General features: G+C 52.7%; 7 protein-coding genes and 1 pseudogene. 6 read left to right on the top strand and 2 right to left on the bottom strand.

Annotation, left to right across the window (positions count from 1 at the left end; translation table 11 throughout):
- Window positions 1-5: 5 nt before the first annotated feature.
- Window positions 6-1,745: a RagB/SusD family nutrient uptake outer membrane protein gene (locus NG346_RS00660; RefSeq protein WP_262278807.1), complete on the top strand. Its 1,740-nt coding sequence runs from the start codon at window positions 6-8 to the stop codon at window positions 1,743-1,745.
- 27 nt (window positions 1,746-1,772) lie between these two features.
- The gene (locus NG346_RS00655; RefSeq protein WP_396266653.1) at window positions 1,773-3,482 is read left to right on the top strand and encodes a DUF4980 domain-containing protein; all 1,710 of its coding nucleotides are present in this window, start codon (window positions 1,773-1,775) and stop codon (window positions 3,480-3,482) included.
- Window positions 3,483-3,839: 357 nt separating this feature from the next.
- Here NG346_RS00655 and NG346_RS00650 read toward each other — a convergent pair whose 3' ends face one another.
- A complete protein-coding gene (locus NG346_RS00650; RefSeq protein WP_262288118.1) occupies window positions 3,840-4,049 on the bottom strand; it encodes a helix-turn-helix transcriptional regulator in 210 nt (69 codons plus the stop codon).
- 149 nt (window positions 4,050-4,198) lie between these two features.
- On the opposite strand from NG346_RS00650, the pseudogene NG346_RS00645 reads away from it, so the two are divergent.
- A pseudogene (locus tag NG346_RS00645) lies at window positions 4,199-4,735 on the top strand (beta-glucuronidase); the annotation flags it as partial.
- 26 nt (window positions 4,736-4,761) lie between these two features.
- On the opposite strand, the gene NG346_RS00640 reads toward NG346_RS00645, so the two are convergent.
- A complete protein-coding gene (locus NG346_RS00640) occupies window positions 4,762-8,892 on the bottom strand; it encodes a hybrid sensor histidine kinase/response regulator transcription factor (RefSeq protein ID WP_262288117.1) in 4,131 nt (1,376 codons plus the stop codon).
- A 274-nt stretch (window positions 8,893-9,166) separates the two neighbouring features.
- Here NG346_RS00640 and NG346_RS00635 point away from each other — a divergent pair, with 274 nt between their 5' ends.
- Genes NG346_RS00635 through NG346_RS00625 form a run of 3 tightly spaced genes read left to right on the top strand, consistent with a single transcriptional unit; the run spans window position 9,167 to window position 15,302 of the window.
- A complete protein-coding gene (locus NG346_RS00635; protein WP_262288116.1) occupies window positions 9,167-10,630 on the top strand; it encodes a hypothetical protein in 1,464 nt (487 codons plus the stop codon).
- Between the two features lie 37 nt (window positions 10,631-10,667).
- Entirely contained in the window at window positions 10,668-13,691 is a 3,024-nt protein-coding gene (locus NG346_RS00630) for a SusC/RagA family TonB-linked outer membrane protein (RefSeq protein WP_262288115.1), read from the top strand.
- An 18-nt stretch (window positions 13,692-13,709) separates the two neighbouring features.
- Window positions 13,710-15,302 (top strand): RagB/SusD family nutrient uptake outer membrane protein, encoded by a 1,593-nt coding sequence (locus NG346_RS00625; protein WP_262288114.1) that lies wholly within the window; start codon window positions 13,710-13,712, stop codon window positions 15,300-15,302.
- Window positions 15,303-15,335 lie beyond the last annotated feature (33 nt).

The following is a 15,335-nucleotide window of genomic DNA, read 5'->3' as shown; positions in this document are numbered from 1 at the left end:
ACATCATGAAAAAGATATATGTCATCGCTTTGGCAGCTGCTATGACCCTGAGCCTGACCGGCTGCAACGATTTTCTGGACTACACACCGACCGCCGTAGTCGATGAGGACAAGGCTTTCTCCGACCCGGAGAAGATGGTCAACAGTGCCTATGCCATGCTCGGCGACTGCTGGTATTCCTATCCCTTCAACCTCTGGCCCTACGGCGACCTGGCATCCGACGACTGTCTCAAAGGCGGTGGCGGAACGGGCGACACAGGTTATCACGACATCGAGGTATGGTCTTCGCTGACCTCCACACGTGGCGAGCTCGACGAGCTCTGGTACCGTCTGTTCTGTGCCGTGTCACGCTGCAACCGCGCCCTGGTCTCCCTGGAGGAGAACGGCAACAACGTGCTTGGGGGGCAGACAACGACAGAGCGCGAAGCTGAGGTCCGCTTCCTGCGCGCCCACTTCTACTTCAAGCTCATCTCCGTGTTCCGTCAGGTGCCATGGATTGACGAGCAGGTCTATAAGGACAAGGCCACGGAGAAGACCTCCAACACACAATACACCTACGAACAGCTCTTCGGCAAAGTCATCGACGACTTTAAGTTTGCCTACGATAATCTGCCCGAGAAGCAGAGCGAGGGCGGACGCGCCAACAAGATTGCCGCCGCCGCTTACTTGGCCAAGTGCTATCTCACCCTGGCCTGGGGCGACGGCTACGAGGCTACCGACGGCGTGAGCCACATCAACAAGGACTATATGCAGAAGGTAGTGGACTACACCGACGTGGTCAAGGCATCACACTATGGTTACCTTGAGGACTATGGCGACATCTTCCTGCCCGACTACAAGAACAGCAAGGAGAGCATCTTCGCTGTGCAGGCCAGTGACTACTCCGAGGACCACACTCGCTACGGGCGCGCCAACTGGTCCAACACGCTCAACGGCTGCTGGGGCATCTGGTCGTGCGGATGGGACTTCCACAAGCCTTCACAGAACCTCGTCAATGCCTATAAGACCCGCAACGGTCTGCCCGAGTTCACCGACTACAACGACAGCGACGAATATCCTGTCAATGGCAAGCCGACAGCACAGAAGTGGGATCCGCGGCTCTTCCACACGGTGGGCATGCCGACCTTCCCCTACAAGTATGAGCCGGAATACACGCTCACCAAGGCCAACTCCCGCACGCCGAACACCTACGGCTACTATACTTCGATGAAGGAAGTGCCGCAGCGTTCCAAGGGCGAGTCCTACAACCGTCCCTGGCAGGCCTTCGACATGAACGACTATGTGCTGCGCTACACCGACGTGATGCTCATGCGCGCCGAGGCTCTCATCGAGTTGGGCCGTCTGCAAGAAGCCCGTACGATCATCAACGACATCCGTCAGCGTGCCAAGAACTCTATCAAAAAGCATATTGAATACGCCGCCGACCAGTGCGACATCGCTCTCTATCCTGAGTCTTACTTCCAGGACAAGGAGACAGCCCGCAAGTGCCTGCGCTGGGAGCGCCGACTGGAGATGGGTATGGAGGGTAGCCGCTTCTTCGACCTGCGCCGCTGGGGCATCGCCTCCGAAACTCTCAACAACTATTTCAAGAGCGAGGCCAAGGATGTCTACGACGGTCAGCCTTATGCCGAGTACTACAAGGACGCGAACTTCACGCCGGGTAAAAACGAGTTTTGGCCGGTTCCCTACAACCAGCTCTACTACATCCCCGGACTGTACACGCAGAATAAAGGCTACGACAAGTAAACCATTCAGTACACATCTGTTTCCCACATGAAAAGATTCTCAATCCTCTTGGCTGCCCTGCTCATGGGCACGGGCAGCCTTCTGGCTCAGAGCCATCAGTGGTTCACACGCCACATTCTCTCCGACAAGCACGCCATGATGAGCGTGGACACGCAGAAGCGCTATCTCCTCCTGCCCGTGGAGGAGAAGGAGAGCGAGACAAAGATCAGGATCATCAAGGACGGACACTCCATGCAAGCCATCAACGTGCGACTCGCCACAGGCAAGCCCGACTACTATGTGCCCTTGGATCTCAGCCGGTTTGGCAAGGACGGCAGTGTGCTCCTCGATCTGAACTTCAAAGGCAACTACCGCACAGTAGGCAACATTGAGGACTACAGCTGCTGGCAGCTGATGAAGGAGAGCAACACCTTCGACACCACCAACCGAGAGGCTTACCGACCCGTCTATCACCATACTCCTCTGTGGGGATGGATGAACGACCCCAACGGATTGTTTTATAAGGATGGCGTGTGGAATCTCTACTATCAGTACAATCTCTACGGCTCTACCTGGGAAAACATGACATGGGGCCACGCCACCAGCCGCGACTTAGTTCATTGGCAATACGAGGGCACGCCCATTGAACCCGACGACTTGGGTACTATCTTCAGCGGTTCAGCTGTCGTCGACAGCAGCAACACGGCAGGCTTCGGCAAGGATGCCATCGTGGCGATGTACACTACCGCCGCTGAGAACCAGACACAGAGCCTGGCCTACAGCAACGACGGCGGTAAGGCCTTCACCAAATACAGCGGCAACCCGACCCTCACGGCCAAAGAGCCGGACTTCCGCGACCCGAAGATGATCTGGAACGAAGCCACGAAAGAGTGGAACCTCGTGATGGCTACGGGACAGAAGATGAACTTCTACTCATCAAAGGACTTGAAGAACTGGAAATACGAGAGCAGTTTCGGCGAAGGCTACGGTTGCCACAAAGGTGTGTGGGAATGCCCCGACCTGATACAAATGGCAAACGGCAAATGGGTGCTCATTTGCAACATCAACCCCGGTGGCCCCTACGGCGGTTCGGCTACTCAGTACTTTGTAGGCCACTGGGACGGACATAAGTTCACCTGTGAGAGCAAGCCTGAGACAACGAAGTGGATGGACTACGGCAAGGATCACTACGCCACTGTCACTTTCAGCAATGCTCCCGACGGCCGCCATGTGGCTCTGCCTTGGATGAGCAACTGGCAGTATGCGGCAGTGGTGCCGACGCTGCAATACCGCTCGGGCAATGGCATTCCACGCGATCTCGGCATCTTCACCGACGAAGGTGAGGAATACCTCAGCGTGAAGCCGTCGCCGGAGATCATGAAAGCCTTCAACAAGAAAGCCTCAAGTTTGAGCGATGCCTGCATGATAGAGGTGAGCGGACTGCGCCGTAACGCCACCATCGAATTGTCCAACAACAAGAACGAGCGTGTGGTCATGCGCTACGATGCCGCTGAGAAGAGTTTCTCCGTCGACCGCATGAAGAGCGGAAAGACCGATTTCAGCGAAGTCTTCCCCGCAGTGACATCAGCACCCACCCACGGAAAAGTCAGCCACGTGCTGATCTTCATCGACAAGAGCAGTGTGGAAGTCTTTGACGGCGACGGCAAGTTCGCTCTCACCAATCTTGTCTTCCCCACCAAGCCCTACGACAAGTTGAGCGTAAAAGGTGGCAAGGCGAAGATTTGGAAGATGAAATAAAGCCATTGAGAGCATGGGGCTCGTCCCCCTGCTCCATGGTTATCGCGCATATCAAGAATTCGGAAATAAGAGGATTCTTTCATAAAGGTCCTCAAACCTCAAATGCTTGCATCTAAGATAGGCTCAGTTCATTAGGTTTAAATAGATTGTTTTTTAGGGTAACATTCAACACTGGAAAAGAAGTCCACTTCCCATTCATACTGTGTACAAACGAGTAAAGCATTCCCTGCCTGCGGGGAAAGTGAGAGCAGATGGCTTCCTGAAGTTTAGGGAAAGGATCAACCTTTAAGGTCGAGCAAGGATCAAGAAACGGCGAAGTTAGGAAAAGCGAGGGGGGAGAGGAGCCGGACACAAAGTCTATTCACTTGTGAAATCAGAATCTTTCTCTGCGATTGTTTGCCGATATTTCTTAGGCGAAACGCCAACAATCTTGGTAAACACCCGCGAGAAATAATAGCTGTCATCGATGCCTACCATCGTGCAGATCTGATTGACTTTGAGGTCTGTTGTCTCCAAGAGCTGGCAGGCGCGGTTCACTTTGAGCCGGTTGAAGTAATTCTCTTTCATATACCTTACCGCCATGGTGACGATGTCCGTGGTGTCGATGCGTTCTTGCTGAGCATTATAGTGTCTGAACTGTTTCAGATAGCAGAGTGAAGCCAGAAAGGTATAGAGTAGGGAAGAGGCGTATCGCAGATTTTCAAGACTGTAGTTTCATCACGGCGGCCGGCAAGGTACGCTATGGCAACGATGTGAAGCAGACCTACCTGCCCGTCTTCTGGAATACGAGTTGGTTTAAGATGCGGCCGCCGCATACCACGGGCTTGGCCATTGATTCGCAGCACCCGTTGTTCCGTGAGTTTTCCACCGACGACTGGAGCAATCTCAACTGATGGGAGCTGGTCAACAATGCTCAGGTGATGAACCTCGCAGCACTGCCTCGTGACTATCAGTCGCCCATACAGCCTATCGATACGTGGCATGTGAGCCGCAAGCTCGGCATGATGATAGAGGCCAACGTGCTCAACGGTAAATTGCTGATGACCACAATGGACATCAGCAGCCACCTCGACCGCCGTCTGGTGGCCCGACAGATGCGCAAGGCTCTCATCGACTATATGGAGAGTGACAGCTTCCAGCCTGCCCTGACGTTTCCCGTCACGGTCATCAGCGACCTCTTTACAAAGACGGCTCCGCCCGTGAACATGTACACCAAAGACTCACCGGACGAGCTGAAACCGAAACTAAAATAGAGGGTAAGACTGGTTGACGTAATGTCCTATACGCTCCTTTTCATCTTTTGGATATATTCCGAGGGTATCATGCCGTAGGCATCCTTGAAGCAGCGCCGAAAGTAGGAAGGACTGCTCATGCCCACCATGAAGCTGACCTCGCTGATGGAGTAGCGTCCTGTGAGCAACAGATGCTCGGCGTATTGCATCTTGTACTTGCGGATGTACTCATTGGTAGAGATGCCTGTGAGCGTCTTCATCTTGCGGTAGAGTGTGCTGACACTGACATGCAGTTCCTCAGCCAGATAACTCACGTCGACATCTCCCGAGATGCGCTCCTCGATGAGATGGTCGAGCTGTTGGAAGAACTGCCGGTCGATATCCTGCAACGAGGCTTGCAGTTGCTTGCGCTTCAAGCTGAAGTCCGGCTCAGAGTGGGCGATGGTGTCGTTGAGCTGTTGCCGTTGTCGGAGCAGATTGTCGACGCGTGCGCGGAGCAGTCCGGCCGTGAAAGGCTTGGTGAGATACGAGTCTGCCCCGGCGTTGTAGCCCACGGTCTTGTCGGCATCGGTGTCTTTTGCTGTCAACAAAATGACGGGGATGTGGGAGGTGCGTACATCGTTTTTGATTTTCCGGCACAGCTCGTTGCCGTCCATCCTGGGCATCATGATGTCGCTGATGATGATGTCGGGCGTTGTCTCCTGTGCTACCTTCCATCCTTCTTCTCCGTCTTTGGCCTGTCTGACGTCAAACAATCCGGTAAATACCGAAGCGATGAACTCTCTGATGTCTTGGTCGTCTTCGACAACAAGGAGGAGAAGCCTCTCTCTAGCTCCCCCCGAGAGGGGGAGAACTGCTTGCCCGGAGCCTTCGGAAGTATGCGGGGTTATTATGGCTTCGGTAGACCCTCCATTTTCTTTTAGCAACGTGTTTGAAGCTAACTTTTCTGAGTCTTCCCCACAGATGACGACACTAAACACACTTCCTTTTCCCGGTTTACTCTCTACGGTAATCGTGCCGTGGTGCAGGCCGACGAGGTTTTTCACCAGTGCCAGTCCTATGCCCGTACCTGATGCCTGATGCGGTCCTTGCTCTTGATAGAAGCGGTCAAAGATGTGAGGCAAGGCTTCCGACGAGATGCCACGACCGGTATCCGATACGGTTAGCACGGCCCTACACTGACCATCGCCATCCTCACTGCTGACCGCAATGGTGATCTGGCCACGATCCGTGTATTTTATCGCGTTGGAGATAAGATTGTCCAAGATGATCGTCACCACATCTTTATCGAAGTTCATCATGATTTCCGGCTGCGACGCCATCGTAGTGATAACAACATTAGGGTTGCGGTTCAACTCCTCATATTTCAGACAAACATCGCGTACACAGTCCACTAGATTACCGTATTGCGGTTGCAACTTTCTGTTCGCCGTTTCCGTCTTTCTGAATTCCAGCAGCTTGTCGATGAGCGCCTTTAGTCTTTGCGCGCTTTGGAAAACCACAGCCAGCGTGTGTTTAGCGTCACGTGGTATGTCGGAATGGCGGGCCATGTCGTCCAGCGGGCCAAGGATCAGCGTCAGCGGCGTACGCAGTTCGTGGGCGATGTTGGTGAAGAACTGCAGTCGTTCTTCCGTAATCTTTTGTTGCAACTGGTGTTCTCGCTTCTCCGAGTTGTAGAGATATTCGAGACGGACTTTACGCAGATAGAGCCGTATGGCGGCGATGACAACCGCCAGGACCATAAGCGCATAGAGTGTTTTTGCCCACCAAGAGAGCCAGAACGGAGGTTGCATGGTGAGCTCCATCACTGTTGGTGCCGACCATTGCTGATTGCGCAGACGACAGCGCACAAGTAGCTTGTAGTGTCCGTAAGGCAGATCGTGGAGCGTGACCTTGTTGTCGTCGAGCAGCGCCCACTGGCTGTGCAGTCCCTCCAGCTGGTAGGCATATTCCACTGTATGTGACAAGGCATAGTCTTGAGCACTGAACAGAATGGAGAAGGTGGTGTGATGGTAATCGACCGTGATCTGTTTTTTGCCGATAACGCACACGATGCTGTCCTGCCCGATGCTGTTGGCTGAGGGCAACGACAATCCTGTGATGAAGACTTTCGGTGGCCGTCGTTGTGTCAGCACTTTTTGAGGAAGAAAAGAGACGATGCCATCTGTACTGCCGAAAAACAGCGTACCGTCAGCGCGCGCGCATACACTGCCGTCGTTGAAGTTGCCTTTTGGCAAGTTGTCCCGCCAGGAATAGTTGATAAAAGCTCTGGCATTGTGGCGCAGACAGCTGATTCCCTTATTGGTGCTGACCCATAGGTTGCCGTCAGAGTCCATCATCGAAGCACGGGTGTAACTGCTTTCCATGCCGTCGCGCCTGCCATAGACATGTTGGATCTGCCTCTTTTCCGAAGACATACACACCAGTCCCTGATTGGTGGCAATCCATATATGTCCACGATGGTCGTTCTGTATGTGATAGATATCGCTGGAAGGGAAGCCGTTGGTCTCATTCATCTCGTGCAGGATGCGCATGGAAGGAGAACAGATCAAAAAGCCATTGCCAAAGGTGCCCAGCCACACATAGCCCCTGTCATCGACATAGACCGCCCTGAGCAGATAGCTTTTGACGGGCCAGTGAGCCTCGACGCGGCTTGTTGTCTTGGCTGTCTTGTACAGTCCTGACGAGGTTGCGATCCACATCTGCTGTTTATTGTCTTCGAAATAGCAGCGTACATCGGCGTGTGCCGGAAGGCCTTCTATGGCGTGGATGGTGCCATTGGTTTCACGCACCTTTCCACCGTCGGTGTAGGAGCCTGTCCATAGCCGACCTTCATGATCGCGGTAGATCGTCTGTACGCAGCTTCCCATTGTCGCTGGCATGTCCGCGATGCGCTGTCCCCCGCCGTTGAAGACGTTGACGCCACTGCCATCCGTTCCTGCCCAAAGAGAGCCGTCGGGAGCGATAGCCAGGCCGAAGACATTCTTGTTAGTGAGTTGTCCCGTCTGTGGAAAAGGTGAATAGGTAATGTGTGTGAAGGCTGGCAACTCCTGTGTAATCATATCCATGCCGGAACCGTAGAGCCCTACCCACACATTGCCAAAGGCGTCGGGACAGAGACTGCGGATGCCGTTGCCGGTAAGTTGCGATGAGGACGCTCCTTCTGTGATGGTCCCGATGATCATCGAGGCAGACAGTGCGTCGGCGCTGGGCATAAGCGAACTGCCTGGGCTATTGCCTGAGATACGTGAGATGTCGAGGATGACAATACCCTGCAACTCTGTAGCGATCCAAAGGCGGTTGTCGCCGAGCTCACGGATGTCCATAATCTTTCCTTTGAGTTGCGGAACATCTTGAAAGTGCAAAAAGGCTTGGCGAATGGGGTCAAAGAGATCCAGTCCATGATTTGTGCCTATCCAAAGATGTCCCATGCGGTCGCGGAAGAGACAATGAACCTCATTGCCGCTGATGGACGATGGAATGTCATCGCGATGGTTGTAGTTGGTGACACGTCGGCTGTGGGTGTCTATGACCGACAGACCGTTGTAGACATGTCCTACATAGAGGAAACCGTGCCCGCCATCGAGCGCGCACCAGACCTGGTCGCTTGGCAGAGTGGGAAGCGTACGCCGGCAGTAGTGGGTAAACTGCCCGGTATGCGTATTGAAGTGATCAACACCATTCCAATAAGTGCATACCCAAAGTCCGCCGTCACTGGCTCGTGCCAATCCAGTCAGGTCGTTAGACCCAATGCTGTGGTCGTCTTTGGCCTGATGGGTATAGTGACGGATCGAGTAGTCGGCATAGTTGATGGCATTGAGTCCATTGCGTTGTGTGGCAACCCACATGACCGGACTGTATGTGTCGTCAAGCAAGGCACTCAGCGCATTGCTGCCGAGGGCATCTCCATGGAAGCCGGGAGAGAGGTATTGATAATAGGTATAGAAATGAGAACCATCGAAGCGGTTGAGACCTTCCTCGGTAGCGATCCACAGATAGCCCCACTTGTCACGCTCAATGGCAACACAGTAGTTGCTCGACAGACCCATGTCTATACCTAAAGGCTTGACGGCATAGTCTTGAGAGGATGCAAGAATGGCAGCACTGGCTGGAACCGGCAACAAGGCGAAGCAGGTAAGCAGCAACAACCAAGCGAGATGTTTATTGATCTTTATCATACCATGCAAAGATATGATTTTTTTTGCAATATTATGGTGCTTGCTGACCGAAATATAGCCTTTTGCACGATTTATAACTACTGAAAGCACGATAATTGTACCCCACGTTCAGCCTATGTTTACTAACTTTGCAGCAAATAATTTATCCGCTCTAATCTTCAATATTTAAAGTTCTTTTTCTTTCGTAAGGGATTGCTACAGGATCGCAAAAGGTAATCAACATTAACGCAATAAATACATAACATAAACAATCAACTTACTAAAGCGTACTTATATGAATAAGAACAAAAACTTTTTCCGGCCATTATTGGCGGGTTTGTTCGGATTGCTTGCTACCGTGTCTATGACATCGTGCAGCAGTGACGATGACTATCCTGCTGTTGATGACCAGGCTCCCGTAATCCAGTTGACTACGGATCACATTCAAACCGAACCCGGACGACAGTTCACCATTGAGGGCGTCGCCAAGGATGCTGACGGACTGAAGAGCATCACCCTGGAAAACGAAGGGATGAACCTCGACAAGACCATCGACTTCCTGACTTATTATCCCGACACGTTGCTGCATGAGTACAGTCTGAGCTATCACTACACTGCCGGCTCGGAATGGAAAGACGGAGATCAGTTTCCCGTAAAGGTGACGGTGGAGGACGTGCGAGGACATCAGACAGAGACAACCGTGCTTGTCACTCCCGACGGTGACTTCACAGCTCCGACATTCACACAGGCACCTTCCAAAGAGCTCACCGTGCTCTTGCAGAATCCTAAGCTCAACCTCACCACGGCTGTTGCCGACAACAAGAACCTGAGCTATATCGTGGTGAGCATCCCTGACCTCAACGTACACGACAGCGTCAGCATCAGCGGAACGACCTATATATATAATAAGGTGTATGAGATGCCACAAAAAGAAGCAACTTACACGATGACTGTAAAGGTAGGAGACAAGTTCAACAACACGGCGACCACGACAAGCACAATCAAAGTGAGTGATCTGCCTGACTTCGACAAGATGTATCTGGCCGATGTCGATGACGCTGCCGACCTGACCAGCGACGTCTATGGCGTGCCCATGCTCATTGATCACACAGGAAAATATCAGTATCGTGCCCTCTACTACAACCAGAAGGCAGGTACCGGCGTGCGCTTCATCCCTCAGAAGACCGACTTCCAGCCAATTTGCTTTGGCGTGGATCCTACGACAGGACTGCTGACCAGCAACCCCAATGTCGGACAGCCCATCAAGCTGAGCAAGGTAGGCTACTACGAGATCGACTTTAACACGGTCACTGGAGAATACGACGTGAAGAGCTATACTCCGACAACCGCTTCGTTGGGAATCCTTGACGGTTCACAAAAGATCGACTTCAAGGATGGCAGTGGCGCACAGGCTTACGAAATCGTGTTAGCGGGCAGTGGGCTGCCAGGTGCGCCGAGCTGGACAACGAACCCCAACAACAATGCGTTTGTGCTCTATCAGGACAAGAACAATCCTTACCGTCTCTATCGCGAGATGACGCTTACCAAAGGCACGAAGATCAGCTTCACGATCAGTGTCGCTCACATCTGGGGATGGTGGCCTGAGCCGTACTGGCGCTTCGACGGCAGTGATGAGAACGAGGCTAACAAGCCCAACGGCGGTGACAACATGAAGGAGATGACGGTGCCTGCTGACGGCAAGTATCTCTTCGAGTTTGACTATGCCCTGCTGCGGAGCCGCATCATTCCAGTGAAATAACAGAACCTGAACAATAGTATAACCAATCAACAGACAAATGAAAAAATATTTGTTATCCCTTTTCCTGTCCGTCTTCGCCCTGTGCCTGCAGGCGCAGACGATGAAGATCACGGGTACAGTGACCTCTGCCGATGACCATGAACCCCTGATGGGAGCATATATCAAGGTCGCCGGCACGACCAACGGCACTGTCACCGATATGGATGGACACTATAGTATCAATGCCGACAAGAATGCCACGCTGGAATTTTCCATGATGGGATTCTCGTCACAGAAGATCGCCATAGCCGGACGCACTGCTATCAACGTTGTGATGAAAGACAATGCCTCTGACCTCAATGAGGTGGTGGTCATCGGTTATGGTGTCGCCAAGAAAGGCGATCTGACCAGTTCTATTTCCGCCATCAAAGGTGATGAGCTCAATAAGCTCACCACAGGCAACGTCATGGACGCCTTGCAGGGACAGGTCAATGGTGTGCAGGTGACCAACAGCGGCTCACCGGGATCCACACCGCGTGTCATCATTCGAGGCATCAGCACCATCAACGGTTCTGACCCGCTCTATGTCGTAGATGGTATGCCGGTAGGAAATAACATCAACTTCCTCAATCAAAACGACATCGAGAGTATGCAGGTCCTCAAGGACGCTTCCGCTGAAGCTATCTACGGTACACGAGGATCCAATGGTGTCATCCTGATCACCACCAAGAAAGGCCGTAAGGGAGCCATGAAGTTTGAGGCTTCCGTCTCTGAGGGCTTCCAGACACTCAGCAAGCCCGATGTTGCCAAGGCTTCGGAATATGAGAAAGTATATAAGATGCGCTACGCCAATGACGGCAGCACCGGTGCTTACAAAGGCATTGAGAACATCACCGACGCTCAGGGTACAGACTGGTGGGACCAGTGTATCCGTGACATCGCGCTGCAACAGAACTACAATATCGGATTCTCCGGTGGCACCGACAAACTGCTCTATTCGGCAAGCATCGGTTACTTCCGTCAGAACTCACAGTACAAGGTAGGCGACTGGCAGAAACTCACGGCTCGCTTCTCCATGGAGTATAACTTCAACAAGATTGTCAAGGCCGGTATTGACTTCACGCCGAAATATGAGAACTGGAATGATACGCCCAGCTTGATGGGTGCCATCATGGCCATGGATCCGACAACGCCCGTCATGCGTGACAAGAGCGAGTGGACGTCCAACCCTTACAGCAACTATGCACGCTCAAACAACAACCAGGAATGGAATCCAGTGGCTTCGATGTATCGCCTCGACAGTCACTCCGACGAATATGGCCTGCTGGCTACTCCTTTCATCAGCATCAGCCCCATCAGCGGACTGACCTTCCGCACACAGTTTGGCATCAACGCACGTTTCCGCCTTTCGGACGGCTACACACCAGACTTCCATATCGACAACCTCGAGCAAAGCGAGAAGAGCAATGCCTCACGCACCATGCAGAACTGGGTGGACTGGAACTGGACCAACACGCTGACTTATATGAAGAGTTTCAACAAACGCCATAACCTCAACGTCATGGCAGGCTACACCATGGAGCGCTTCCAGGACTACTGGCTCAGCGGCAGCCGCGACAACATCCCCTCCAACGTTGAGGAAATGCGCTATGTGAGTGCCGGTACAGAGAACATGCAGGCTTCGGGTACCAACAGCTACAGCTCGCTGATCTCGTATCTCGGTCGTGTGATGTATAACTACGATGAACGCTACTACCTCACAGCCAGTGTGCGTGTCGATGGCTCATCCAAGTTCCCCAAAGGCAACAAGTACGCTACTTTCCCCGCTGTCAGTGCAGCCTGGCGTATCTCCGGTGAGTCGTTTATGAAACATCAGCACGTCTTCGACGACTTGAAGTTAAGACTCGGCTGGGGTAAGGTGGGCAACCAGAACATCGACAACTCGGCTTATATCAGTTCCATCTCCACCACACGCTATACTCTCGGCGCTACACCTGCCACGATTGTAGGTTCTACGATCGGATCAATTGGTAACACAAACGTGAAATGGGAGACTGTCGAGGACTACAATATCGGACTCGATATGGCTTTCCTGGCCAATCGCCTGCGCGTCACCGCTGACTGGTACACCAAGAAGAGCCACGACATGCTCATGCAGAAAGAGAATCTGCTCATCCTTGGCTACCCGATGTGGAACGGACAGATGTGGGAGAACATCGGAAGCATGAAGGCTACCGGATGGGAACTTGGCATCGACTGGAACGACCATGTGGGTGGTTTGCAGTATGGCGTCGGAGTGAACCTCAGCTCAGTTCGCAACAAAGCCATCAACCTCAATGGCAACTATATATACACAGGCAATCACAATGGCGATTATATCATCCGCAACGAGGAAGGAAAACTGATCAGCCAGTTCTACGGTTATGTCGTTGACGGCATCTTCCAGAACCAGACAGAAGTGACCTCCTACACCGACGAGCACGGAAATGCCATGCAGCCAAACGCTCAGCCCGGTGACTTCCGCTATAAAGATCTCAACCACGACGGCACCATCGACGAGAAGGACAAGACCTATATCGGCAATCCTTTCCCTGACCTGATGCTCGGTCTGAACCTCAACGCTCAGTACAAAGGCTTCGACTTCAGAGCTCAGTTCTATGGCACCTTTGGCAATGACATCTATAACCTCAATCGTGAGCGCTACTTCGGTCTGGACGGTCAGAACGTCTATGCCGGTACGCTTGAAAAGGCTTGGCACGGAGAAGGCACTTCCACGGAATATCCGCGTCTGACCGTTGCAGATCCGAACTCCAACTACACGCGTCCTTCGACTTACTTCGTTGAAGACGGCAGTTACTTCCGCTGCAAGTTGCTGCAACTGGGCTACACGCTGCCTAAGAAGCTTCTTGGCACCTGCACGCTGCGTTTCTCGCTCTCTGCCCAAAACCTCTTCACAATCACAGGCTACAGCGGCATGGATCCGGAAACGGCTGCTATGGGTAGTGCCACACAGGCTGGTATCGACTGGACCGGTTATCCTAACCCACGTACCTTCCTGGTGGGTGTGAACATGAACTTTTAACGATTATCATCAACAACTATGAAACAATATATTTTGGGTCTGACCATGGCGGCTGCACTGACTTTCACTGTGAGCGGCTGCTCCGATTTCCTCGATGAGCCTATCCTTGGTCAGCAGGACATGGAAAACTATTTCTCTACGGAGGACGAATGTGCCAAGCAGGTGACAGGCTGCTATCAGAGTCTGACCTACGACGACTGGTGGCAGATATACAAGTTCTACGTTGCCGGTGACATGTGCACCGACGACGAATGGATGGGTAACACCACGCAGGATCCGGGCGATTATCTTCACCTGGCTCACTACACGGGCAACACCATCAGTGCGGGTAACAGCTGCCAAAACTTCTGGCAGTATCGCTACAAAGGCATTCTCCAGTGCAATATCGCCATCAACCGCATACCAGGTGTGAAGTTCAACAACGAGGCACTCCAGAAACGCTATATCGCTGAGGCTAAGTTCATACGTGCCTTTGAGTACTTCGATCTGGTAAAGAACTTTGGTGGCGTGCCTTTGGTGCTCGACTTGAAGATGCCTTCAGAGGTGGAAGGCATAGAGCGCGCCAGCAAAGAGGAGACCTATGCACAGATCGAGAAAGATTTGCTCGAGGCTATTCCTGACCTGCCCGTGCGCAGCGCATACAGCAGCAAAGACCTTGGACGCGTTACGAAAGGGGCCGCCCAAGGACTGCTCGGAAAGGTGTATCTCTATCAGGAGAAATACAAAGAGGCGGAGGCTCAGCTCAAAGCCGTCATCGACAGCAAAGAATATCAACTGCTCGACAACTTTGGCGATGTGTGGAGCATGGACCACAACAACAGCAAGGAGAGTCTCTTTGAGGTTCAGACCAACAGCGACATCAGCTTTAGTCTTGGCGAACGCATCTCTGTGGTTGTCGGTTCTCGCGATGACTCCGGTTGGTCGTGGGGCTTGCCGACCAGCAATCTGGAGAAAGCATTTGAAGATGCCGGTGACTCTATCCGCCTGAAGTGGACCATCCTGCACGACGGACAGACCAGTGTGCCTAACGATCCTACGTGGACAGAAGACAATCCCTATGTCATCTCACCGAGCAAGCACAAGAGCGCACGATGCAACATGAAGCTCTATATTCCTGTCGCCAAGCGCCCATCACCTTACGATGCTCCGCATATTCCGCTGAACTATCGTCTGCTGCGCTATGCCGACGTGTTGCTGATGTATGCCGAGGTAGAGAACGCATTGGGCAATGATGCGGAAGCCCGCGCAGCTCTCAATCAGGTGCGTGCCCGTGTCAAGCTCTCTCCTGTGACCGCTTCTAACAAGGAACTGCGCGATGCCATTCGCTTGGAACGCCGTCTGGAGCTGGCTCTTGAGGACAACCGCCTCTACGACCTGCGCCGCTGGAAAGACGACAATGGCAAGCCCGCTATCGACAATATCATGGGACCCAACGGTACGTTTGTACATTACAACCTCTATGAGAGTACTGATAAGTACGAGAAAGAGAATAAGGGTGAGAGCAGCGACAAAGGCATCACGTTTAAAGAGGGACGCGATGAGCTCTTCCCAATTCCTAACTCAGAGATTATCATGTCCAACGGATCCATCAAGCAGAATCCATTATACTAAATTCTAGGTTTCGAAGGTTCTTTAGGTTTTAAA

Source organism: Hallella absiana (genome assembly GCF_025457485.1).
GTDB lineage: Bacteria > Bacteroidota > Bacteroidia > Bacteroidales > Bacteroidaceae > Prevotella > Prevotella absiana.
The sequence above is the reverse complement of the archived record's forward strand: the minus strand, read 5'-3'. Positions and strand labels throughout refer to the sequence as shown.